At 42.2% G+C, this 25,682-nt stretch carries 20 protein-coding genes; 5 read left to right on the forward strand and 15 right to left on the reverse strand.

What is annotated here, in order from left to right; genetic code table 11:
- Positions 1 to 393 precede the first annotated feature (393 nt).
- The 6 genes from pstB to HADU_RS07180 form a co-directional block, all read right to left on the reverse strand.
- Positions 394 to 1,263 (reverse strand): phosphate ABC transporter ATP-binding protein PstB, encoded by an 870-nt coding sequence (gene pstB / locus HADU_RS07155; RefSeq protein WP_008304857.1) that lies wholly within the window; start codon positions 1,261 to 1,263, stop codon positions 394 to 396.
- A 54-nt stretch (positions 1,264 to 1,317) separates the two neighbouring features.
- Positions 1,318 to 2,709: a phosphate ABC transporter permease PstA gene (gene pstA, locus HADU_RS07160; RefSeq protein WP_008304859.1), complete on the reverse strand. Its 1,392-nt coding sequence runs from the start codon at positions 2,707 to 2,709 to the stop codon at positions 1,318 to 1,320.
- A complete protein-coding gene (pstC, locus tag HADU_RS07165; protein ID WP_004810498.1) occupies positions 2,709 to 4,088 on the reverse strand; it encodes a phosphate ABC transporter permease subunit PstC in 1,380 nt (459 codons plus the stop codon). The genes pstA and pstC overlap by 1 nt, the downstream gene beginning before the upstream one ends.
- Before the next feature lie 99 nt (positions 4,089 to 4,187).
- A complete protein-coding gene (locus HADU_RS07170; RefSeq protein ID WP_008304861.1) occupies positions 4,188 to 5,216 on the reverse strand; it encodes a substrate-binding domain-containing protein in 1,029 nt (342 codons plus the stop codon).
- A 382-nt stretch (positions 5,217 to 5,598) separates the two neighbouring features.
- Complete coding sequence (locus HADU_RS07175) at positions 5,599 to 7,131, reverse strand: pyridoxal phosphate-dependent decarboxylase family protein (protein ID WP_008304863.1); 1,533 nt, start codon at positions 7,129 to 7,131, stop codon at positions 5,599 to 5,601.
- A gap of 3 nt (positions 7,132 to 7,134) precedes the next feature.
- A complete protein-coding gene (locus tag HADU_RS07180) occupies positions 7,135 to 8,508 on the reverse strand; it encodes a diaminobutyrate--2-oxoglutarate transaminase (protein WP_004810505.1) in 1,374 nt (457 codons plus the stop codon).
- A gap of 474 nt (positions 8,509 to 8,982) precedes the next feature.
- Here HADU_RS07180 and HADU_RS07185 point away from each other — a divergent pair, with 474 nt between their 5' ends.
- Both HADU_RS07185 and HADU_RS07190 read left to right on the forward strand, forming a co-directional pair.
- A complete protein-coding gene (locus HADU_RS07185) occupies positions 8,983 to 9,687 on the forward strand; it encodes an SIMPL domain-containing protein (RefSeq protein ID WP_008304865.1) in 705 nt (234 codons plus the stop codon).
- A 164-nt stretch (positions 9,688 to 9,851) separates the two neighbouring features.
- Entirely contained in the window at positions 9,852 to 10,448 is a 597-nt protein-coding gene (locus HADU_RS07190) for a phosphatase PAP2 family protein (protein ID WP_008304867.1), read from the forward strand.
- Between the two features lie 61 nt (positions 10,449 to 10,509).
- On the opposite strand, the gene proB is transcribed toward HADU_RS07190, so the two are convergent.
- Together proB and cgtA are read right to left on the reverse strand one after the other, a co-directional pair.
- Positions 10,510 to 11,643 carry a glutamate 5-kinase gene (proB, locus tag HADU_RS07195; RefSeq protein WP_004810509.1) on the reverse strand — a complete coding sequence of 378 codons (1,134 nt, stop codon included), beginning with the start codon at positions 11,641 to 11,643 and terminating at the stop codon, positions 10,510 to 10,512.
- 27 nt (positions 11,644 to 11,670) lie between these two features.
- Positions 11,671 to 12,876, reverse strand: a complete 1,206-nt coding sequence (cgtA, locus tag HADU_RS07200; RefSeq protein WP_004894010.1) for an Obg family GTPase CgtA — start codon at positions 12,874 to 12,876, stop codon at positions 11,671 to 11,673.
- Positions 12,877 to 13,149: 273 nt separating this feature from the next.
- On the opposite strand from cgtA, the gene HADU_RS07205 reads away from it, so the two are divergent.
- Positions 13,150 to 14,352, forward strand: a complete 1,203-nt coding sequence (locus HADU_RS07205; protein WP_008304871.1) for an MFS transporter — start codon at positions 13,150 to 13,152, stop codon at positions 14,350 to 14,352.
- A 493-nt stretch (positions 14,353 to 14,845) separates the two neighbouring features.
- Here the strand turns inward: HADU_RS07205 and HADU_RS07210 are convergent, their stop codons facing one another.
- The 7 genes from HADU_RS07210 to uvrB form a co-directional block, all read right to left on the reverse strand.
- Positions 14,846 to 15,220, reverse strand: a complete 375-nt coding sequence (locus HADU_RS07210; RefSeq protein WP_008304875.1) for a winged helix-turn-helix transcriptional regulator — start codon at positions 15,218 to 15,220, stop codon at positions 14,846 to 14,848.
- A gap of 187 nt (positions 15,221 to 15,407) precedes the next feature.
- On the reverse strand, positions 15,408 to 16,865 hold the full coding sequence (locus HADU_RS07215) for a glyceraldehyde-3-phosphate dehydrogenase (RefSeq protein ID WP_008304878.1): 1,458 nt from the start codon (positions 16,863 to 16,865) through the stop codon (positions 15,408 to 15,410).
- A gap of 444 nt (positions 16,866 to 17,309) precedes the next feature.
- The gene (locus HADU_RS15890; protein ID WP_004893995.1) at positions 17,310 to 17,468 is read right to left on the reverse strand and encodes a hypothetical protein; all 159 of its coding nucleotides are present in this window, start codon (positions 17,466 to 17,468) and stop codon (positions 17,310 to 17,312) included.
- Positions 17,462 to 18,871, reverse strand: coding sequence for a hypothetical protein (locus HADU_RS07220; protein ID WP_008304880.1), 1,410 nt, complete (start codon positions 18,869 to 18,871; stop codon positions 17,462 to 17,464). The genes HADU_RS15890 and HADU_RS07220 overlap by 7 nt, the downstream gene beginning before the upstream one ends.
- 109 nt (positions 18,872 to 18,980) lie before the next feature.
- Positions 18,981 to 19,919, reverse strand: coding sequence for an EamA family transporter RarD (gene rarD, locus HADU_RS07225; protein WP_008304881.1), 939 nt, complete (start codon positions 19,917 to 19,919; stop codon positions 18,981 to 18,983).
- A gap of 157 nt (positions 19,920 to 20,076) precedes the next feature.
- A complete protein-coding gene (locus HADU_RS07230) occupies positions 20,077 to 20,664 on the reverse strand; it encodes a lipocalin family protein (RefSeq protein WP_008304883.1) in 588 nt (195 codons plus the stop codon).
- Positions 20,665 to 20,816: 152 nt separating this feature from the next.
- Positions 20,817 to 22,838, reverse strand: a complete 2,022-nt coding sequence (gene uvrB, locus HADU_RS07235) for an excinuclease ABC subunit UvrB (protein WP_008304885.1) — start codon at positions 22,836 to 22,838, stop codon at positions 20,817 to 20,819.
- Between the two features lie 384 nt (positions 22,839 to 23,222).
- On the opposite strand from uvrB, the gene HADU_RS07240 reads away from it, so the two are divergent.
- On the forward strand, positions 23,223 to 24,011 hold the full coding sequence (locus HADU_RS07240) for a hypothetical protein (RefSeq protein WP_004893982.1): 789 nt from the start codon (positions 23,223 to 23,225) through the stop codon (positions 24,009 to 24,011).
- A gap of 186 nt (positions 24,012 to 24,197) precedes the next feature.
- Positions 24,198 to 25,649 carry a sensor domain-containing diguanylate cyclase gene (locus tag HADU_RS07245; protein ID WP_008304888.1) on the forward strand — a complete coding sequence of 484 codons (1,452 nt, stop codon included), beginning with the start codon at positions 24,198 to 24,200 and terminating at the stop codon, positions 25,647 to 25,649.
- Positions 25,650 to 25,682 lie beyond the last annotated feature (33 nt).

Here is a 25,682-nt window from a genome sequence, read left to right on the forward strand (position 1 = left end):
GGAGCAGAATATCACTTATAGGAGTTGTTCAAATTTACGGATCCATCTCTAATGAATATGGAAACCATCACATAAACATCATATAACCAACGATGATAATTGCTCATACCTTGGCTTTGTGAAGTGGGAAACCACCCTTCATGCAGAACCAAAGTCGCCATAAAAAGACTAATACCAACCAAAAAGATGCTTAGATTTCTTGGAAAATTCACTGAGCCGAATAATGCTCGATAGAGCGCTTGCTGTGTTTCAGCAACGACCTTGCCTTCTTTTTTGGTCAATTTATAATTACGCATCTCAATTTAATTTTATAATTTTAAAAAATCACATACAGCATAACAAAAAAAAAACAGAACCCTAAGATTCTGTTTTAAACTATTTTTTAAATGTGTATTAACCAAAACGACCAGTAATATATGCTTCTGTCAACTGATGATCCGGCTGGCTAAAGACTTTTTCTGTCGAATTCACTTCAATTAAATCACCTAAATGGAAGTATGCAGTTCGATCTGATACTCGTGCCGCCTGCTGCATTGAGTGAGTCACAATAGCAATCGTATATTGGGTAGAAAGTTCGGAAATCAGCTCTTCCACTTTTGCTGTCGCAATCGGATCCAGCGCTGAACATGGTTCATCCATCAGGATAACATCCGGGCTTACCGCAATGGTTCGCGCGATGCAGAGACGTTGCTGCTGACCACCAGATAAAGTTGTTCCCGGCTGATTCAGTCGGTCCTTTACTTCATTCCACAATCCGGCCTTACGCAGACTATTCTCGACAATTTCTTCCAGATCATATCTATCGCGAGCCAGACCATGCAGTTTCGGGCCATAGGCCACATTGTCAAAAATAGATTTTGGAAATGGGTTTGGTTTCTGAAATACCATGCCAACCTGCGCACGTAGCAATACTACATCCAGATTAGGATCATAAATATCCTGATGATCCAGCAAAACTTTACCTGTCATACGGCAACCATCAATGGTGTCGTTCATCCGGTTGAGAGCACGCAGGAAAGTGGATTTACCGCAACCCGATGGACCAATAAAGGCGATCACTTCATTTTCATAAATGTTCAGGTCAATACCTTTGATCGCTTCGAGTTCACCATAGTAAACATGTACATCCTGCGCACTCAGCTTGACATTGCCCGTCTTGTCTTTTTTCTTATTTTCAGCTTGGGTCTCGAACTGAGAATTATATGAAATCAGGGGCTTGGTTGCAGCGGCATCTGCAATAAATTTATTTTGCTGGAGGTTCATGGATAGATCCTTTTTAAATAGTTTGAAATATTCATTGTTTTCATTATTTTCTCCTTACCAACGGACTTCAAACTTCTTGCGTAACCAGATGGCTAAGCTGTTTAAGCCAATCATCATGACAAGGAGAACAATAATGGCGGCAGCAGTACGACCTTCGAAGAAGTTACGCAATTCATTACCCTGCCACAGGAAAATCTGTACAGGCAAAGCAGTCGATTGATCTAGTGGCGTTGCAGGTACGCTAGCAACAAAGGCGCTCATCCCGATCAATAACAGTGGTGCGGTTTCACCAAGTGCCTGTGCGACACCAATAATCGCTCCGGTCAAAATACCCGGTAGTGCGAGTGGTAAAATATGGTGGAATACAGTTTGTAAACGTGAGGCACCTAAGCCTAAGGCTGCCTGACGAATCGATGGTGGTACAGCTTTTAGAGAAGCTCGTGTAGTAATAATCACGGTTGGCAAAGTCATCAGACTAAGTACCAGACCACCGACTAATGGCGCTGAAAGTGGTAAATGCATCCAGCCGATGAAGATCGCTGCACCGAGTAGACCGAAAACAATAGACGGAACGGCTGCCAGGTTATTGATGTTGACTTCAATGACATCGGTGATCCAGTTTTTTGGTGCAAACTCTTCCAGATAGATTGCTGAAGCTACACCGATTGGAATCGAGATAAAGATCACGATCAACATCATGAACAGTGAGCCCATGAATGCACCTGCCAAACCAGAGGTTGCAGGCGAACTACGGGAGTCCGGATTAGTAAAGATATTGGTATTGAAGCTGTTTTCGATCACGCCTGAAGCTTTCATGTCATCAGCAATCTGGCGGACTTCAGGACTTAGCTGTTGCTGCTCATCTGGCAGGTTACGGTCAATATTACCTGCAAGCCATACATCAACATTGGCGTCGGCCAAAATTTTAACTTCCTGGGTTTTTCCGACCAGACTTGGATTGTTCAGCACCATGTCACGCAGACGATAGGCTTCTGAACTGGTATATAAATAACCCAGTTCATCACGCTGGTTTTCCAGCTTGCCGTCTTTGGCAATCATGCCATTAATGATCAGGGCATCCCAGTCGACCATGCCAGCCTGCATCTGCCAATCCACCATACGCTGTTCAAACTGTGCAGGAGACTCGCCGGCAGTCTGTTTGGGTTGTGGACCAATATTGACAATTGCCGGATCGAAATGGATAGGCAGGCTCATACTGCTTTGCCAGAATGCCGGCAAGCCTTTGGCCAAGATACTACCGAATAGCAATACGACAAAGAACAGACCCGCCAATACCGCAGAAAAACCAAGCATACGAAAGGTTTTTTCTTTGCGATGGCGCCGTGCAAGAGAGCTTTGAATGGTCTTTTTACGCTCTTCACGCAGCTCAGCATTAACAGATGGATCAATACGCTGATCTAAAGGTGTGGTATTTGAAGTACTCATTAGTCGTATTGCTCACGATATTTACGCACGATGTACAGTGCGACAATGTTCAAACCTAAGGTAATAACAAAAAGAGTCAGACCTAATGCAAACGCAACCAGTGCTTGTGGACTGGCAAAGTCAGTATCGCCAGTTAATTGGTTCACAATGGTAATGGTTACAGTTGATACCGCTTCTAGTGGATTAGCATGTAACAGCGGGCTATTACCTGCTGCCAGTACCACAATCATGGTCTCACCAATCGCACGGGATGCTGCCAGCAAGAAGGCACCGATAATGCCCGGCAAAGCGGCTGGCAGCACCACTTGGCGGATCGTTTCAGATTTGGTTGCGCCTAGACCCAGTGAACCGTCTCGTAAGGCACGTGGTACCTGGGTAATAATGTCATCTGATAAAGAAGATACAAATGGAATGATCATGATGCCCATAACAAAGCCGGCAGTTAAGGCACTGGTCGCATTAATATCAACACCGACCATAGCACCGAGCGTTTTAATAAATGGGCCCAGAATCATCAAGGCAAACACACCGTAAACGATGGTTGGAATACCAGCCAGAACCTCAATAGTCGGTTTTGCCCATGAACGGAATTTTGGTGAGGCATATTCGGACAAATAGATTGCAATCATCAGACCCAATGGGACTGCGACCAACAGGGCGATTCCACTGACCATCAAGGTGCCCCACAATAAAGGCAACAGGCCATAACTTCCTTCGGCATTGCCTGAAGTGCTAAAACCCGGGTTCCATTGTGTGCCAAAGAAAAAATCAATTGGGCTGACGAAGCTAAAGAAGCGCATTGCTTCGCCAAACATCGACATGACAATGCCGAGTGTGGTCAGGATGGCAACACCAGAACAGAGTGCCAAGCTGATATTGATGACTTTTTCAACCTGATGACGTGCACGCAACTGATTACTGATACGTTTTTTGGCCCAAACCAGTCCGGCAACAGCAACAGAGATCACTACCACCAGCTTGGCATAGCTGCTGATGCTCATGATACGTGCCACCTGCTCTGCTGCAGCCAGTTCATAAGCCTGTGGTGTATCACTAACGCCAAAACCGGAAGCCAGTGCCTGCACCCGATCCACGATCACACTCAGAGCTGCAGAATCCATGCCTGCGACCATCCGTTGTGGCAGGTGTTTCAGCACCAGCTGTTCCAGGAGCACAGGTTCAACCAGATTCCAGATCATGAAGATTAAAAATGCAGGAATACCACACCATAAAGCCACCATGGCGCCATAATAGCCAGGACGCGAATTCAGCATTGCTGTGTTTTTGCCTTGGCCTGCCAATTTCTGGCTTCGACTTAATCCGATCTGATAGGCAACAGCGATAATCGCCAGTAACACACCCAGGAGTAGCAGATTCATGTATGCTCCACTGTTTTTTCAATCTTCATATTTTTAAAAAACCTATCTATGACTAAAAGCCGGTGACCGTTTCCAGCCACCAGCTATTTCAATATTTGCTTACTTCACTACAACTACTTTAGCTGCCTTAAAGTTAGCAAGTACTGCTGCACGTTCCTTATCAGACATTGAAATCAAACCTGCTTTTTCCAGTTTCGATCCTTTACCAGATACTTTCTTGCTCAGGAAGTATTCAGTGAACTGTGGCAAACCTTTGATTGATTTCAGGTGTTCGCCTTTCACATAGAAGAACAATGGACGAGATACCGGATAAGAACCATTCAGGATGGTCTGCTCAGATGGTGCAACGTTGTTAACTGTTGCAACACGCAGTTTGTCACGGTTCTGGTCATAGAAACCTAGACCAAATACACCAACTGCACTTTGAGAGGTTTTCAGACGTGCCAGCGTTTCGGTGTAGTCACCTGAAATTTCAATAACACGACCATCTTTACGGAAAGTGGTACAGGCTTTCTTTTTGGCATCTTTATCTAAAGACTTAATTGCAGCATATGTTTCACAACCTGCATCCACCATCTTCTCCTGGAAGACTTCGCGTGTTCCATGATTCGAAGCAGGGATTACCAGTGTGATCGGCTCATTAGGAAGTGACTTGTCAATCTGGTTCCAGCGTGTATACGGGTTAGCTACCATTTTGCCATTGGCTGGTAACTGTGCTGCCAAGGCTGCAAAAACATGTTGTGGACGAAGTTTGTAAGCTGCTTTTTTGGCATTCGATGCAAAGACAATACCGTCATAACCGATTTTGATTTCTAGTACCTGGTTAACGCCATTCTTTTTACATTCTGCCAATTCGGAACTTTTGATCTGGCGAGATGCGTTTGCGATATCGATGGTATTATCACCAACACCATTACAGAACTGCTTTAAACCACCTGACGAACCGCCTGAGCCGACAACTGGAGTTTTAAACTGCGGGAAAGTATTGCCAAATTCTTCAGCTACAATACTTGCATATGGAAGTACAGTTGAAGAACCTGCAATTTGAATTGTGTCGCGTGCTGCATTCGCTGCAGTCATGCCTAGCCCCATCACTGCAAGTGCAAGTGTAATTTTTGTAAAGCGCATTCTGTATCTCTCACAATCATTTAAATTTGGAGTACGCCACTTTTTTTGTCGTGTTGTACTTGTTTCGATACAAGTATTTTGATTTTTAAATATGACAGGCTGGTTACAGATTTATGAAGATTTTATGATAGCTGTTACAGCACCAAATAACTAAAAAATATTTATTATTTTCAATATATTATGAATTATTTAAGAATTTTTTCGACATTTTTATAGCAACTAAATATGTAAAAAATTTTGTATTTCTTATAAAGAATTTCTTTTTTTACCACAATTTTGATGCATGAATAACCACTATTTAAATTCGATCTAGAAACAAATAATCTTTGTTGAAATATAAAAAAAGGAGACCAATAGGCCTCCTTTTTCACACCACAATCACTTATGCAATTGGTGGTGTATAAGTACCGTCAGCGATGGAATCCTTGATTCGATCCGCTTCTGCAAGCACCAGTGCCAGCAGGTTCTTCACGTTTTCAAGTGTTGCCACCGGACTTAAAGTCGTCATTTTCAGAGATTGAACCTGACCGACTTTAGTTACACCAATATTCGCTTCACCACGTGCAAACAGCTCATCTGCTACGTTCTGGTTCAGGGCATCCACAAACTCAGCTGGATAACCTGCTGGAACCACACGGAACAATACTGATGCAAACTGTGGCTCAACCAGAAGTTCCAGACCATCAGTTGCCTTGATGTAGTCTGCCACTTCACGTGTCAATTTCACGCCATGATCAATCATTGAACCGTAAAGCTCTTCACCCAAGGCTTCAACCGTCATCCACAACTTCAACGCATCGAAACGACGTGTCGTTTGCAGTGACTTCGATACCAGGTTCGGAACGCCGTGCTCTTCATCATAAGCAGAGTTTAAATACTCTGCTTCATAATGCATGAAACGATAGTTCGCTTCATCTTTGAGCAAAAATGCACCACATGAAATCGTTTGGAAATAATGCTTGTGGAAATCCAGTGTGATCGAATCAGATAACTCAATCCCATCCAGCATAGAACGATAGTCATTGGATAGAATCAGTGCGCCACCCCATGCCGCATCGATATGCATCCACGCGCCATATTTATTGGTGATTTCACGAATTGCTTTCAATGGATCAATCGCGCCCGCATCGGTTGTACCTGCGGTTGCTACCACACATGCAACGATTTTGCCTTCAGACTGAAGATGCGCCATGGTTTTTTCCAGAGCATCAACATCCATCTGTGCATTTTCATTTACAGGAACAGTGACTACTGACTGGAAGCCCATACCCATCATTGCCATGTTCTTTTGCACAGAGAAGTGCGCATTTTCAGAACAGATGACTTTGACGTTACGCATCGCGTCCGCAGGAATACCATCACGCTGAACCGACCACGGATTACCGTTTTCATCTTTCCAGTTTTTCGCGATGCAGGCATCACGCGCCAGCAATACACCCATCAGGTTCGACTGTGTACCACCTGAAGTGAATACACCCGCCTGACCTGAACCATAACCAACCTTTTGACGTAGCCAGTCGATTAACTGCACTTCCATCAAAGAACCCGCTGGACTTTGATCCCATGAATCCATGGATTGGTTAGTCGCATTGATCAGCACTTCCGCAACCTGGCTTGCTACCATGGTTGGACAGTGCAAATGCGCTAGAGAATGCGGGTGATGTACTTTCAAGCTTTTGTTAAGGAATAGCTCAACCATACGCTCTAAAGATTTTTGAAGACCCAAACCATCTTTAGAAGGGTTGAAAGAAATTGCGCTACGCAATTCCTTGATGCTGCCACCCGTGTACATTTTGTCATTTTGCAACCATGCTGCAACCGCTTCGGTCGCTTGGTCCATCGCTGACTCATAGTCAGCGATAGATGCAGCATCATTGCAGAGTAACGCTTTACGATGTTCTGCAAAATCTACCATAAATTACGCGCCTCGAACTGCGACTAAAGCTTCAGCAACCGCTTTCTTGAAGCGAACCAGAACTTCTTCACACTCTGCCTGAGTAATAATCAATGGGCAAAGCAAACGGATCACTGTACCGTTACGACCACCTTTCTCAAGCAATAATTTATTGTTGAAACAAGCAGTCTGGATCGCTGCAGCCAATTGACCATCAGCAGGTAACGAACCCATATGATCAGCAGGTTTACGTTCGTCTACGATTTCAACACCGATCATTAAGCCACGACCACGCACGTTACCGATACATGGGAATTCAGCAGCTAGCTTTTTCAGTTCAGCTTGCAGGAAATCACCACGTTCTTGTGCGTTTTGCGCAAGGTTTTGCTCTTTAATGGTATTGATCGTTGCAAGACCTGTACCCATTGCCAGCTGGTTACCACGGAATGTACCGGTATGGCCAGCAGGTTGCCATGCGTCGAACTTACGTTTAATACCCAGTACCGCAAGTGGCAAGCTACCACCGACCGCTTTAGACATTACCACTACATCAGGCTCAATACCTGCGTGTTCAAAGGCAAACATTTTGCCTGAACGTGCAAAGCCCGCTTGAACTTCGTCAAGAATCAATACGATGTTGTGTTTTTCAGTCACTTCACGGATTTTCTGTAACCATTTTACTGGTGCTGTTACCACACCGCCTTCACCTTGAATCGCTTCAAGAATCACAGCTGCTGGCTTGGTTACACCGCTTTCAACATCTTCAATGAAGTTTTCAAAGAAGTAAGTTAAAGCGTCAACACCCGCTTCACCGCCAAGACCCAATGGGCAACGGTATTCGTGTGGGTAAGGCATGAACTGAACGCCTGGCATTAAACCATTTACTGCATTCTTCGCCGACAGGTTACCTGTCATGGCAAGAGAACCGTGAGTCATACCGTGATAGCCACCAGAGAAGCTGATCACTGAGCTACGACCTGTAAAGGTTTTGGCAAGTTTAATCGCTGCTTCTGTTGCATCTGCACCAGATGGACCACAGAACTGTAAGCAATATTCTTCTTTACCACCTGGAAGGTAGGAAAGAAGAGCTTCAGTAAAAGCATCTTTTAAAGGAGTGGTTAGATCCAGGGTATGTAGTGGGAGACCGCTTGCAAGCGTATCCTGGATACTTTGAATCACCGCAGGATGATTATGGCCCAAAGCCAATGTCCCTGCCCCAGCTAAACAATCAAGGTACTCAGTACCTTCAACATCGGTAACCCAGCAACCTTGTGCTTTCGCTATCGCTAACGGTAATTTACGTGGATAACTACGCACATTCGATTCCATCTGACTTTGGCGAGTCAAGTAGTATTCGTTTGTGGAATTGGTGGCAGGGTTTACAGAAGTAACGCTCATATCGAATTACCATCTCTGATATGGGTTGAAAGAAATAAGTCTGGTGACGTTTGGTCCTTTGACTCGGTGCTTTATAAGATTTTAGTTAGCCATAATCTTAGTTAACTAACTTAGGAGGCGGATGATACCGAATTTTTCAGGAAAATAAATAACTTTCAACTCAATTTACCTGAAAATTTATCGAAAAAAATATCATGCCTGTCTAAGCTCTAAATTATCATCTTAACGTGTGACAAAGGAAAGAAAAGCAGCTTCTTTTATACTTTTTTGTAGCCTTTCAGAAAAGTTTGCAATTATTTTAATAAGGCATTAATAAATATATAATTTTTAAAATAATTAAACTTTAAAACTACAGAAAAAATAATCAAAAACTTAACACTCTTACCACAAATATTTCGCAAAAAGAGCACAATTGAGATTTAATATCTGAGGATCAGCCAAGATGGCTAATTTTAAGAAAAACAGGAAGAAAATATGCGCCTCCTAGCATTGTCCAGCCTTATACTTGCAGGCACCTTGGCGAGTACTGCATTTGCAGACCAAAATGAGCCACTGAATTATAATATTATTAATATTTCAGCAGAGGCCAGTCGCGATATTTCCAATGACCTGATGCATGCCAATTTATATGTAGAAAAATCCAATAAACAGCCTGCTGAACTTGCAGCGCAAATTAATCAACTCATGAACCAGGCCATCAATGCCGCAAAGAAATATCCGAGTGTGAAAATTGAAACCGGCTCACAACACACTTATCCAGTCTATGACAATGATAACCGCAAACTCAGAGAGTGGAGAGCTCGTGCTCAGGTGCGTATTGAATCGACTGACTTCAAAGCGGCTTCACAGCTAATTGCCGAATTGCAGCAAAACTTCCAGACTGAATCAATTAACTTTACAGTATCTGAAGCAAAACGTAAGAAAATTGAAAATGAGCTGATGCTGGAAGCATCCAAAAACTTCCAGCAACGTGCACAAAGCCTGGCTCAGGCTTGGAACAAGGCTGGATATCAACTGGTAAATATGAATATTAACACCAATAATTCAGGCTACCCACCGGTTCCACGTATGGCAATGGCCAAAGCGGCTTATGCAGAAGCAGCTATTCCAGATCAGGAAATGGCAGCGGGTGAATCTAAAATGACCGTGAATGCCAATGGTTCGATTCAGTTTAAATAAGTGTTAATAAAAGCACTCTGCTTTTAAAAACCACCCTTTTGGGTGGTTTTTTATCACCTGAGTTTGCTTTGAAAAATCAACGCTACAAATTCATACATACTTCGGTATAAATACTACTTTGATAAGTTTAGAGTAACCGACATTTGCATCAATCCTCTTACCTTATGTCTCTTGATCAACCCAACTTATATCTGTTTCATATTCTTAATGCACCTGATCACGCTTCAATATGGATGATCAACTATGCCTGTCTGATTGCACATGATTTGGTGTATTTATTCCTGCTGATCTTTGCCATAGCCTGGCTACGTGGCAATCGTGAAGTGAAAACCGGGATTATCAAAGCCTTTATCTTCACTGCCATTACCTTATCAATAAGTGAAGTTTTATCTGCTGTGTTGAATATGCCTCGTCCATTTGTCATGGAAATTGGTCATGCCTTAATTGAGCATGAAGCCACAGGTTCTTTTCCCAGCAACCATATGAGTATTTTTAGCGGGATTGCTCTCGCCTATTATTTTTCACCTCAGCGAAACTTGGGACGAATTCTGCTCTGGACTGCCTGGCTGGTAGCTTGGTCGCGGATCTATGTCGGTGTACATTTTCCAATTGATATGGCGGGAGCTTTCCTAATTGCACTTGTTGTAAATCTGGCTGGCTTATCACTCTGGTGGAAATATCAGGAAAAACTGATGGATTTTATCCTGAACATTTATCAGTTCCTGTTTGCGCCTTTAATCCGGATGGGCTGGATTAAATAAATCTAATGAAAATGCCATAAAAAATCCCGCTCGAAAGCGGGATTTTTTACATTTCTTTAACTTAATAGATCGACATATGATTGCGGTGAATCATTTCCAGTGAACGGGCTTCACCGAGTACCTGATGCACTTTGTCTGATGCTAGACCTTTGACGATCTCAGCTGAACGTGAACTAAAGTTCACACGTCCGACCGCAATACGGTGACCTTGTGTATCGACACATTCCACCACATCACCACGCTCGAAATGACCTTCAACTGCTTTAACGCCTACCGGTAACAGACTGCGGTGATTTTCTTTAATGGCCTTAACAGCACCATCATCAATCACCAGACGACCTGCCGTTTGCAAATGCGCTGCCAGCCATTGCTGATGTGCAGTAACACGATCATCATCAGTAATAAATAACGTGCCCAACATTTCACCCGTCATAAGACGCGATAAAACGCAGTCACTGTCACCACTGGCAATCAGCGTTGGACAACCCGACTTCGCAGCCAGACGTGCAGCGCGGACTTTGGTCAGCATGCCGCCACGACCAAATTTGCCACCACCACCAGCCATATCAAACAAACTCTCATCCATCGCACGTACGGTATGGAACAGTTTAGCATCCGGATTAGAACGTGGGTCCGAATCAAACATGCCTTCCTGATCGGTCAGGATAATCAGCAGATCCGCATGCACCTGACCTGCTACCATGGCAGCCAAGGTATCATTATCACCAAAGCGGATTTCATCGGTAGAAACAGTGTCATTTTCATTAATCACCGGAATCACACGCCATTCAATCAGGTGCTGCAAGGCATCACATGAATTGAGATAGCGGCGACGATCTGCCAGGTCATCATGGGTTAACAGTACCTGAGCAGTCTGGATCTGGTGTTTATCCAGTACGCTTGACCAGGTATGAATAAGCCCCATCTGACCAATGGCAGCGCAAGCCTGAAGACTGGGTAGATCGGTGGGTCGATTCTCTAGTTTCATTCGAACCATACCTTCAGCCACAGCACCTGATGACACCAGAATAATCTCGTGTCCTGCATTGTGTAGATCTGCGATTTGTCCCGCCCAGTGCGAGATGGCATCTAAATCTAAACCTTGCCCGTTTGCTGTGAGTAAAGATGATCCGATTTTAACAACGATTCGTTTACAACCCTTGAGCTGACGTTGCCCATCTACCACTTCTATCATCTTGTCCTCAGACTTATCTTTAAAAGATTAACGTACGTAATATACTTCTACGTCGCTGTCGTCATCATCTTCATCATCAAAGTCATCGCCACCCAGACGTTGAGCGCGACGCATTTCACGATAAGCTTCTTTCGCAGCAATCGTTTGTTCACGTGTTTCAGCTTCCAGCTGATCACGGAATGCTTTCATTTCTGCTGCATATTCTGGATCTTCAACTTCACGTTCGCGTTGCTGTTCGATTTGATCCATCAGGTAGTACACAACGTCTTTCGTCCCTTCTGCCGTTAAGCCAGAAGTTTTAAAGACAGGGCCTTCCCACTGTAATTCTTCAAGAATGTGGTTACACCATTCGTCACGTGTTTCTTCTGCTAACTGGTCAACCTTGTTCAGAACCAATACCACAGGCAATTTAGAGAGCGTTGGCGAGAATTTCTCAAGCTCTGCGATAATTGCTTTGGCATTGTAAGCAGGATCTGAACCATCAATCGGTTGTACATCGACAATGTGTAGCAAAATGCGTGTACGTGCCAAGTGTTTCAGGAAGCGAATACCCAGACCCGCACCTTCAGCAGCACCTTCGATCAGACCTGGAATATCAGCCATCACAAATGAACGGTAACGATCTGCATCTACAACGCCCAGATTTGGCATCATTGTGGTAAATGGATAATCTGCCACTTTCGGTTTTGCAGCGGATACTGCACGGATAAAGGTTGATTTACCTGCATTAGGCATACCCAGTAAACCAACGTCTGCAAGCACTTTTAGCTCCAGACGGATTTCACGGAATTCACCTTTAACACCATGGGTACACTTACGTGGAGAACGGTTAGTCGACGATTTGAAGTGGGTATTACCCAAGCCGCCATCACCACCTTGAGCAACCAATACCTTTTGACCGTCTTCGATCAGGTCACCAATAATGTCGCCAGATTCACTATCTACAATAGTTGTTCCTACAGGAACTTTTAAAATAACTGATTCGCCACCACGACCAGCACAGTTTGCGCCAGCACCGTTTTTACCACGTTCAGCGCGAAATCTACGGGTATAACGATAATCTACAAGGGTACTCGTGTCGTCGTCAGCCTGAACATAAATGCTGCCGCCACGACCACCATCACCACCATCTGGACCACCAAATGGTACGAACTTTTCACGGCGAAAACTGGCTACGCCATTGCCACCGTCGCCAGCCTCTACGGTAATGACTGCTTCATCAACAAAGCGCATATTGCCAATCCTCTAAAAACTTTAAAACCGCCTATTCTGCCATATTTTAAAGCATTTCTCGACTACATTTATGCACTATTCCATGAAGATCGCTCATTTCAAGGGTAATTTCATTCAGCTTGTCTCAAAATACAAAACAGTCTGAAAAATATTCAGACCTATAAAAATTCAAAATATAGTCTTTAAAGCTTAATTGATCGTTTTTTATTATTTCTGATTTGGCATCGAGCTGCCTATAGTGCTCAACGTCGAAAAAGAGCCCATGGTATAGCTATGACCACAGAAAAGAATTCTGTCAGCCCATTGTCATCACAATTTGTATTACTTATGGCAATGGCATGTGGTCTCTGTGCCGGATCAGCTTATTTTAATCAGCCCTTGATCTATTCAATCGAGGAAAGTTTAGGAATTACAACCAGTCAGGCTGGCTTAACGGTAGTGATCGCCCAGATGGGATACGTACTGGGCTTAATGCTGTTAGTACCATTGGGAGATTTTCTGAATAAACGCAAGCTAGTGGTCAGTCTGATGGTCTTTGCAGCCATTTCACAGATTCTGCTTTCATTCAGCACGACTTTATCAACGCTTTATGTGTTTACCTTATGTGCGACGTTTGGAGCAATCTCGGCGCAGGTTTTAATTCCTTTTGCTTCTACGATTAGTCCACCTGAATCCAGTGCTACTATTGTCGGTAAACTGATAAGTGGCTTGGTGATGGGTATCATCCTATCGCGGACTTTTGCTGGCTTTGTTTCGACCTATTGGTCTTGGGAAGGTGTTTACTTCTCTAGTGGAATCATTACCTTGCTTTTTGCCACTCTCATGTGGAAAAAACTACCAGATACTCAACCCCAGGCGGGTTTGACCATTGGCAGTATTTATCGCTCTTTATTTGTCATCGCTAAGCAGAACCCGCATCTGATTCGTCGTGCCTGCGCAGGTGCTTTAGGCTTCGGTATTCTATCTATGGTCTTTACTTCCATGACCTTCGTACTAGGTAGCGCACCTTACCATTTCACTGATTTTGAAATTGGCCTGTTCGGCTTATTAGGGATCATCGGAATTTATTCATCAAGCTGGTTAGGCAAAACCGTAGGACAAGGCAGAGAAAATCTGGTCGCCAAGCTATGTATTGCTTTAATGCTCAGCTCTACACTGCCCTTATATTTTGCCCAGCAGAATATTGTGATCTATGCGATTGGCGTATTGAGGGCTTATTTTGGCCTGGCCGCATTCCATGTATTAAATCAGAATCTAGTTTATCGGATTGACCTGAAATCACGTTCCAGAATTAATGCAGTATATATGACCATTTATTTTAGTGGTGCAGCTTTAGGCTCACTTGGTGCGGTTTATGCCTGGGAGCACTTTGAATGGGTTGGTTGTGTGGTACTTGGCTTTATTTTTTCGATTGGGATTTTAGTGATTGATCGGTGGGATTTCAGGAAGAGGCTTGAGATAAAAATTTCATCTTAATTGACCTCTCCCTTAAGGAGAGGGAAATTTATTAATTTTTTTAATTCCTTTTTACCGCTTTCGTCACTTATCAGCTCTTTTAAAACCAAACACTCTTTTTTAGAAAAATACAATCATCGTCAAATAGATGAAGTTGTCTTTTTTAAATGGTCATAATTATCATCGCCAACTAAGACCATATTTTTCAATATATTATATTTAGTCTCGACCTCAATTAATTGCATCAATATACTTATATTGTTGAAATATAAGCTCTGTACTTTTTTGTTTTTCCCAACTTGTATAAATCATCAACACCGCTATAGGTGCAAACATTGTCGCCGACCAAATCAAAAGATTTTTTTTTTGCAGTAGACTTATCTTCTACAAACATTTGTATCAGCGCATAAGGAGCAATACTGATCGCACATAAAATCTAATAGATCGCCATTTAAAGTAGCAACCAAATTTTCTGACTTTTTCATTTATTGCTTCCCCAAAAGCAATTTAGCTTCTATTTTGCAACACGTTCTTTATTTTCTAAAATCTCAGGCAGGCTACGCTCTAACCAACCAATCAGATAATTTATTTTTTCTGCAGCCTGTGAACCAGTAATGGTCAACTGATATTCCACTTTTGGTGGTACGACAGGATAGACTGTTCTTAAAATGAACCCGTCCTGCTCCAGCATTTTTAAAGTCTGGGCTAGCATCTTTTCACTAACACCTTCAATGCGCTGTTTCAGCTCACTGAAACGATGTACGCCATCACTTAAGCAACGTAACACCAGAATTGACCATTTATTGGCTAAGTGTTCCAGTATTTCACGTGAAGGACATTTCGTTGATAAAACCTGACCCAGTAGTTTACTGGTTTCATAAGCTGACATAATATTTCTCTTAATTTATGAACTTACTTTTTAGCATGTACTTTCGTTTAGAAAGCTATCAGATCAAGAATTCATCAGCAAGGTGATTTTTCAAATTAATATTCTATTTCAATCCAAAAATTAAACCTAAAAAACGTGCAATAAAAAAAGAGCCTCAAATGAGGCCCTTTTTTCAGCTCAATACTAATTATGCATTAGTTTCAGCAGGAACTTTTGGATAGCTTACGCCGCCCATCTGTTCAGCAATACGTAATACTTGGCAGCTATAACCTACTTCGTTATCGTACCAAACATAAGCAGTTAGGCGGTTGCCTGAAGTGATTGTCGCTTGCGCGTCGAATACACCTGCAGTACGTGAACCAATAAAGTCAGAAGATACCACTTCAGTCGAGTTGGTATAACCGATTTGACCTTGAAGGTTAGAATTGATAGAGATTTGGCGAATGTATTCATTCACTTCGTCACGATCAACTTCTTGACCCAAAGTCAGGTTAAGAATCGCAAGAGATACGTTTGGTGTAGGTACACGTACAGAATTACCTGTCAGTTTACCTTGAAGTACTGGAAGCGCTTTTGCAACAGCCTTAGCAGCACCAGTTTCAGTAATTACCATGTTCAGTGTAGCAGCACGGCCACGACGATCAGCTTTGTGGTAATTGTCGATCAGGTTCTGGTCGTTCGTGAACGAGTGAACTGTTTCAACATGACCATTGATCACTGTGTATTTGTCGTTTAACACTTTCAGTGTTGGAGTGATCGCGTTCGTTGTACAGCTTGCTGCAGAAATGATTTTGTCTTCATCAAGGATGTCAGCCTGGTTCACACCAAATACAACGTTCTTCATGTCACCTTTACCAGGTGCAGTCAGAATTACGCGAGCAGCGCCTGGGCATTTCAGGTGTTGAGCAAGACCTTCAGCATCACGCCATTTACCCGTGTTGTCGATTACTAGTGCATTTTCGATACCGTATGCAGTGTAATCCACTTCAGATGGATTAGATGCATAGATCACTTTGATGAACTGACCGTTTGCAATGATTGCTTCGTTTTCTTCATCTACAGAGATCGTACCCGCGAATGGACCATGGATTGAGTCACGACGTAATAATGACGCACGTTTTTCCAAGTCACCGTCAGATGATTTACGAACCACGATTGCTTTCAGGTTCAAGCCACGGCCTAGACCTGACTGGCTGATCATCAAACGTGCAAGAATACGGCCGATACGACCAAAACCGTAAAGTACAACGTCCTTACCTTCAACTGAAGTTGCATTACCTTCAAGAGATTTCACAGCGTCAGCAACGAATGCGTTAACATCATCACCTTTTGCTTTGAATTCAACAGCAAGTTTGCCTAGATCAATTTCAGCAGTACCGATGTTGTCAATTTTCGCCAATGCTTCAAGGATTGGGAAAGTGTCTACAACAGAAAGCTCAACGTCCAGTACACGAGTACGACGATGCGCTTTAAGGATCTGGATTACAGAACGGTTAATTAAAGAGCGACCGTAAACTGTAGCTACGATATTTTTTTCACGATATAACTGACCTACTAGGGCAATCATACGCTCCGCGAGTTCTTCACGGTTTTTCCAGCGACCTTGGTGCTCTGCATGGAGGGCAACGATAGTGTCTTTGCTCACAGATACGTCCTCTAATTAATTGTAAATCTAAGCATAAATTTCAAAACCCCATAATTGTAATGGAATTGGCAGCAAGTTTGAATCGAAAGCTGCCAAAGTCTTGAGGAAAAAGGCCTATATTCACTATAAATTTTAAAAATAGTTGTAATTAGTCAGATGATTTTGCATTTAAAAATCGAAAAATAACATTTTTCAAGCTCTAAACCAGATTTTTGTTAAATGTTGTTTATTCACACAAATCTAAATCTCGAAGTTGACTGCATTTTCATGATCCAGTTGCAGCCTGCTGCCTGCTGAAAAATTCATATCCAGACTCATAGAAGCATTAAAGTTTTCTACATCAAAATCATCATAAGTTTCTGGCAAATGAATCAGTACAGGTAAACGGGTGAGACCATTATCCCCACAAGGAAAGGCATAGTGACGCTCAACTTTCTGGAAACTTTACAAACTTTCAAATTCTAGAAATACACTGCTGTTTTCATGGGTTCTTGGCACCTGAATAATTTCCAGGAACATACTACGTTTTAACTGCTGCAATTTATTCAGTGCTATTTCTATTGCCTCATCTGAATTATCTTTACGCCAAAGCTTTTTCAGCATGGATTTTTTTCATATTCGGCTTTCTGACGGTTCAACGTATTGATATATTTTTTCAGATCCCGATATTGCTGCACATTATCGGCAATTGTGGTTTGAATATCTTTAATCGGCTGCTGGGAACGCTGATGCATTACCTGCCATTCATTCCGGTTCATCGGAATAAAGGTTTCACCCTTACGCTTTTCCAGCAAACGGATAAATGCCAATAACTTATATTCGAAATTCTGGATATAGGAATTAAACATAAATCCTGGCTGAGCTTTGAAGTCCCAGTAATAGGCTAAAATTTCAGTAAAGATTTTATGTACATGCAAATAGAGATAAGCAAACTCTTCAATATGCGATAAATGATCACGAATCGCATCCCGCATTGGCAGCAGCAATTCCCGCGTCAGAATTTCCTCCAACTGCTTCAAATGGCGTTGCGCCACAACATCGGCATTCTTTTCAACCACCTGAACCGGTTCGACCAGCAGAGGCAATAACTTTAGTTCAGAGACCTGCTCCAGATTATGCACAATGTCCCTGACGTCCAAATGGATCTGGCTTTGCAAGGTTACCATTCGCTGCAGCTGGGATTTCAGGGTCTCCACTACCTCTTCATTCATATCCTCTTTCAGATCCAGAACCAGAATATTCAGATAGACTTGACCTTCTAATGCACCTTTTTCTTCTATGAGGAAGCGACGAATAGAATACGGGTTTTGTTGTACATCCATCACAGGCGCAACGATAAATAAAAACTGTGAAGTGCGGACAATATCAAAATGACGGATTTGCTGTTCTTTAATCAGAAAATAACGGAATAGCGGATGTTGCATTTCCGCAGTCTGTTTTTTTAATAAAGGTTTATACCAGTAGCCCAACAACTGTTGCTTGATAAACACTTCAATAATGAAGCATTTAACCTGCTGTTCAGTGAGCTTACGTACGCCCTCAACCGGCTGTAATTGAAGACCACGAATAATTTCAGCAGCATTCAACAAGAAAGTACGACGTAGTTCCAGCTTTTCACGCTGCATCTGGAAGTTTTCATTGACTTCAATTTTATCAATCTGCTCGAGTACGTTTTCCAGGTAGTCTGCAACTTGCAAGCTGTCATTTAACCCGAGCAGGCTTTTCAAAGAGAGACCGAACGTGCTGGCATAATAACGCATCCGGTCATTCAGAAATTTTTGGCTTAAAGCTTCTACCGAATGATAAGCCTGATAACGGTATTGATTAGTTTCCTGATCCCAGAGAATTCTTTTTGGCTTTAAAATCTGAAAATCGATACTTTCCTTGAGCTCAGGCGAGATATCTGCCAGAACGGCTTTAAGGTTCCGCTCCCATTCTAAATCGAGGCTCGGCTCCAGTTGGGATAAACGTGCACGTAACTGATATGGAATCGCAATCTGTGACATGTTTATCCCCTTTAAATATAACGAACATTCTTTTAAACAAAATGGTACATGAATTAGATAACATTTACGTCAAGATTATCTGACGAATATCACACTTATGCAAATAGCATTATTCATTACTTTTTTTGAGTTTTTCCAGCTTTTCAGCTTTTTTTTCAAGTTCATCTTTTTTCAACTGCTGCTGTTTTAAATGCAATATTCCTTCCACAATCAGCACCATCACCGCTAGCCAAATCGGGATATAGGTCAGCCATTCTCCAGATTCTACCCGTTCCCCAAGTGCCATCGAGGCAAAAGCCAGTAATACTGGCTCCAGATAGCTCAGCAGACCAAAAATCACAAAAGGCAGATAACGGCTTGCCAGAATATAACTACCTAAGCCTAAAGCACTTAAGAAACCCAAACCCAACACTGCCAAGATGAGATGAGGGAAATTGACCATTAGCTTGAGAGAATCGCTATGTACAAAGCCCAGATAGAAAGCCACTGGCAGAATCAGACACAAGTCCCACCAGAATCCACCCAAGTGATCCGTACCAAAGCGACGGCGCAGGAAGAAATACAGTGGATAAGCCAAAGCCACATAGACCGTTTCCCAGGCAATAAAACCAATCCGCCAGATTTCATGTCCCACGCCCAGTACCGCACAAACCACCGCCGCCATCTGCCAGGCAGACAATTTTTCTTTATAGAGCACACAGCCAACCAGAACCATCACTAAAGGCAACAGGAAATAACCCAGCGACACTTGCAGGCCGCGACCATTAATCGGCCCCCATAAGAATAACCAGAGTTGGGTTGTACAAAGTAAAGAGCTAATAATTAACCAGATCAGAAACGTCGGCTGCTGTAGAATTCGCTTAAAAATACTGCTGATATGATTGAGATCACCTGACCACCACATAAACGCCGTCAGAAACGGGAGGGTCGCCAACATACGCCATGCAAAGGTTTGCTCACTGTCTAGTGGCTGCAGAAAAGGCGTGAAAATATAAAGCACACCAAAAACCAGTGACGCCAGCACTGACAGCGCGATCCCTTTATACATTCACTACCCCAAAATCTCTTTGCGCGCATTATATCGGGATGTCTTCAAGAATACTTGTCTCTATTCTTTGATCGAATGATAAATTTTCAATGTGTAGCTTCTGATTGTATAAATATAAAAAAACCATGCCGAAGCATGGTTTGAGGATAAACTGAGTTTAGCGTGCAGTTTGTTTGGTATGAATCACATCACTTAGGTCATAACCGACTGACTGAGCATATTTTAAATATTCATTCACTACATTTTTATCCAACTGCGGATCACGTGAGAGTATCCACATATATTTACGTTTAGGCTCACCGACCAGAACGGTTTGATAGTTTTCATCCAGTTTCAAAACCCAATAATCGCCACGTCCGACAGGAATCCAGCGAATGAAGTCTGGCAAGAAACTGACTTTTAATTTGGTATTTTGGGGTGGATTTTGCACAAATGCCTCACCCCCTGACTGGGTTTGTTCACCATCTTTTTTAATACAGCGGTTATCAACCACGATATTGCCATTTTCATTCAAAGTATACGTTGCTGTGACATCACGGTCACACTTATTCTGAAAATATAAAGGCTTACGCGCCACTTCGTACCATTTACCCAAATAACGGTCCAGTTCAACTTTTTCCACAGTCGGTAATGACTCTTTTTGCGCATATGCCATGGTCGTAGCGCCCAAACCCAGAAGAACAGCACTACCAATCGCAATTTTGGCAATTTTTAGACTTGCCTGAGAAAAATTCTTAGTTGTCATAAAGTATCCTTTCATTCACACAGATGAGTGGACCACATGTTTTTGTAAAATTTTATCTGTAACAACAATAACGTCATCGTGTGAATGATTGTGTATCGATATGTAAGATTTATGATTAGTTTTGCACAACTAATCATAGGCAGATCAATTGCTTAACTCAGCATCTGAGCCTTCAAGCGTAGAATTTCATCACGCAAACGCGCTGCCTGTTCAAACTGCAGTTCTTTAGAAGCTTTCAGCATCTCTTTTTCAAGTTTAGTCATATGCTTTGCAAACAGTTTTGGATCTGCCAGCAGATGCCGCTCATCCGCACTTAAAGCTTTAGCCTGATCTGAGATACGTTCATCAATTTGATCATCATCGAGCACCTCTCCAGTATCGATTTCCTTGATCACCTGACGTACGGCACTGCGTGGGACAATACCATGCTCTTCATTAAACTGAATTTGTTTGGTACGACGACGATCCGTTTCATCAATTGCTTTTTGCATGGAGTCCGTAATCCGGTCCGCATAAAGAATTGCTTTACCTTTCAAGTTACGTGCAGCACGACCAATGGTCTGAATCAGCGAACGTTCGGAACGCAGGAAACCTTCTTTATCTGCATCCAGAATCGCTACCAAGGACACTTCTGGCATATCCAGACCTTCACGTAACAGGTTAATCCCGACCAGCACATCGTAAATACCGGTACGCAATTCATGAATAATTTTTACCCGCTCTACGGTGTCGATATCTGAGTGCAAGTAGGCTACCTTTACGCCATATTCTTTCAAATATGAAGTCAGGTCTTCTGCCATACGCTTGGTTAATGTCGTCACCAGTACACGTTCATTCAGATCTTTACGGATATTGATTTCGGACAATACATCATCGACCTGGGTTAGCACTGGACGGATTTCAATTTCAGGATCGACCAATCCTGTCGGACGCACCACCTGCTCTACAATCTGTTCTGACTTTTCCAGTTCATAGCGTGCTGGCGTTGCACTGACATAAACCGTGGTTGGAACAATACGTTCCCATTCCTCAAATTTCATTGGACGGTTATCCAGTGCACTCGGCAAACGGAAACCATAGTTCACCAGATTTTCTTTACGTGAACGGTCGCCCTTATACATCGCACCAATCTGTGGAACGGTTACATGTGATTCATCAATAATCAGCAAGGCATCATCAGGTACATAATCAAACAGTGTTGGCGGTGCTTCACCTGAAGGACGGCCAGATAAATGACGTGAATAGTTTTCGATGCCATTGGTATAGCCCAGTTGCTGCATCATTTCCAGATCATAACGGGTACGCTGTTCGATACGCTGTGCTTCTAATAATTTGTCATTTTCACGGAAAAACACCAGACGCTCTTTTAACTCTTCCCGGATGGTTTCAATGGCACGGGTCAGATTATCCTTTGGTGTAACATAATGACTTTTTGGATAAATTGTCACACGCGGTACTTTGCGGATCATTTTGCCAGTCAATGGATCAAACCAGCGGATCGAATCTACCTCATCATCAAACAGTTCGATACGGATCGCATTCTGATCCGATTCGGCAGGGAAAATATCAATAATTTCACCGCGAATACGATAGGTACCACGCAGGAACTCCAGTTCATTGCGGGTATATTGCATCTCGACCAGACGGCGAATAATGTCATCACGACCAATACGATCCCCTTCCACCACATGCAGCAACATGCTCATGTAGGCATTCGGATCACCCAAACCGTAGATTGCAGAAACTGAAGCAACAATAATGGCATCACGGCGTTCTAATAAAGCACGTGTTGCGGACAACCGCATCTGGTCAATATGATCATTAATTGCTGAATCTTTCTCGATAAAAGTATCGGAAGATGGCACATAGGCTTCAGGCTGATAATAATCATAGTAACTAACGAAATATTCCACCGCATTATTCGGGAAAAATGCCTTAAATTCGCCGTAGAGCTGTGCTGCCAAGGTTTTGTTATGTGCCATGACAATGGTCGGGCGTTGCGTCCGCGCAATCACATTTGCCATAGTGTAGGTCTTACCGGACCCTGTCACGCCTAGCAATAGCTGATTCTTATAGCCCCGTTCAATTCCCTGAACCAGTTTTTCAATGGCTTGTGGCTGATCGCCAGCAGGTTGATAGCTGGTCACTAAATCAAAAGGGGTTTTATCAGACATAATTTGCGGCAATTCACTGGCAATATTTTGTTGCTCTAATTATGGGGTTAAATCTGAATTACTCAATGCCTAAACAGGTGTCTATTTGGTAAAAATTGAAGTCTATAAGTAACTTAATAGAATGATTACAAAACAGTTCCATCTCATCTTATCTGCCTTAAATATTTTATTAAATTTCAAGAATATTTATTTAAAAATTAGATAATAATCTTTAAGAACTCAAACAAGTGGCACTTTAAACATCTCTATGAAGATAGCCAAAATTCAGTTACATAAAGTTCTAATTTCTCTTGAGACTTTTGCTTTCTTATAGACGTAATTTGCCTTGACCCCTAGCCATTTCAAAGGCAACATGAAACCAATAAGGATATCGAATCAAAAGCCATGACTTACCAATACCATGATGAAAGTATCGTCAAATCCTTGCCAGAAAATACTGTATTTGTATTTGGCAGCAATATGGCAGGGCTGCATGCAGGCGGTGCCGCAAGAACAGCGCTTGAGCACTTTGGTGCTGTAGAAGGGGTTGGTCGTGGCTGGTCTGGTCAAAGCTATGCTATTCCTACAATGAATGAGCATTTGCAACAAATGCCGTTGTCACAGATTCAGCATTATATCGATGACTTTAAAATTTATACCAAGAATCATCCGAAAAATAAGTATTTCCTGACCTCGGTCGGCTGCGGCATTGCAGGTTATAAAGTAGAAGAAATTGCGCCTATGTTTAAGGGGATTTCACATAATGTGATTTTCCCGCAATCTTTTCGCCCGTTTGTAGAAAAACCGCTTCCGAAATTGAATGAAAAATTCCTTAAAACCATTTTCCGTGACTCTATCATTTTTGCTGACCCCACCGATGAACTGATCGAAGTGCTTGCAGTGACCGATAGTGAAAAAAGCCTGGCTAAAATTTTACTGAATACCCAGATGTATCCAACAGATAGTAATGGCCGTGATCGTGTTTTTGAGATTCAGGACATTTTGCATAATTTGAATGGCAAGGTTTTCGATTTCCAGAACAATTCTGAAGGTCCTATGGTCTTTGGTGGTGTGATTCTGGCACTGCTTGAACTGTATAATATTAATGAACAGGATTTTTCAGATGTCTGGCATGGTAAGCGTGAAATTGCGCCACCAAAGCCTGAAAATAAAGCACGTAGAAGCCTTCTCTAATTTCAGACTTAGTATCAATCAAAGCCAATTCCTGAATTGGCTTTTTTATTGTGAAATATAAAAGGTGATCTAATAAAAATAGCATTCAATTTCAAGATAAATATTTAATTATCACATTATTCTAAAATCATTTTTTTGGTCTTATACTTGCCTCATTAAATTAAATAATAAAATTGAGCTGCTTGAATGAACATGCTGGATTCTCCAATTTTTGAATTATCTCCTATTGCCATGTGGCTTGAAGATTTTAGTGAAGTAAAAAAACAATTTGATCTCTGGCGTGCTCAAGGGGTGCAGGATTTACTCACTTTTTTGCAAGAAGACGAATCACGTATTTTAAAATGTGCGAAAAAAATTAAACTGCTTAAGGTCAATCCTAAAACACTAGAGCTTTATCAGGCAGATGACTTTAACCATCTAAGTCAAAATTTGGATCTTGTGTTCAAAGAGGATATGAGCAAATCCCACATCCAGGAACTCGTCGCTCTATGGAATGGAGACACCCAATTTTCCCATTTAGCAGTAAACTATACCTTGACTGGTCAGCGTCTGGATATTCAGCTGAAAGGAATTGTCCTGCCACAACATGAGCATGATCTCTCCCTACTCTTGATTACTACTGAAGACATCACTGCTTATACACAAGCTCGTCGTTTAGAAGAACAAAATCGCCATCTGGCTGAAGCTCGTTTTATTTATTCACCGGCTTCATTATGGATCGAGGATTTTAGCCATATTAAAATTAAACTAGATCATTTACGTGATTTAGGAATTGAAGATTTTCAGACTTTTCTGGATGTACATCATGATTTTATTTATGAATGCATTAGAGAGATTAGAATCATTGATGTCAATCAGGCCACTCTCGATCTGTTCGGCGCCTCAACCAAAGATGCTCTATTAAAGAATGTACATAAAGTCTTTGCTAAAGAAATGGTACAGACCTTTAAAGAACAACTTATTGAGCTTTGGAATGGTAATCTGCATCATCAGCGTGAAGCCGTAAACTATGCACTGGATGGGAGTATCCGTCATGTCCTGCTTCAATTTACCGTATTTCCTGATTATCTCCATGACTGGAGTATTGTTCAAATTGCCCTGACAGATATTACCGCACGTAAAAAAGCTGAACATTATCTGGAATATTTAGGCAGACATGATGTCTTGACTCAGCTATGTAACCGTTCATTTTACATGCAGGAACTGAACCGTCTAGAACGTAATTTACTGCGTCCAGTATCCTGTATTTTTATGGATCTCAATGGACTCAAAGAATTAAATGACTGCCTTGGACACGATGCTGGAGACAATCAGTTACGTCGCGTAGGTAACATCCTGAATCAACTTATTCAACATACGCCCTATTCTGCCTCTCGAATTGGTGGAGATGAATTTGTCGTTCTTTTACCTGGTGCGGATCAAACTGCTTTGCAAAATTGTCTCAATAGTTTGCATGAACTTTTAGTGGTTGATAACCAGTTTTACTCACATCAGCCAATCAGCCTATCGATCGGACATGCAACCAGCTATGCAGATGAGCGTCTTGAAGACATGCTAAAACGTGCCGATCAAGATATGTATCATCAGAAAAGAAGTCATTATCAAAATAATGACCGCAGAATGCCAGCTTCTCAGTAAGTTAAATGATTTAAATAGCAATAAATAAAAAAG

It is taken from the genome of Acinetobacter sp. HA (assembly GCF_000264725.1).
GTDB lineage: Bacteria > Pseudomonadota > Gammaproteobacteria > Pseudomonadales > Moraxellaceae > Acinetobacter > Acinetobacter schindleri.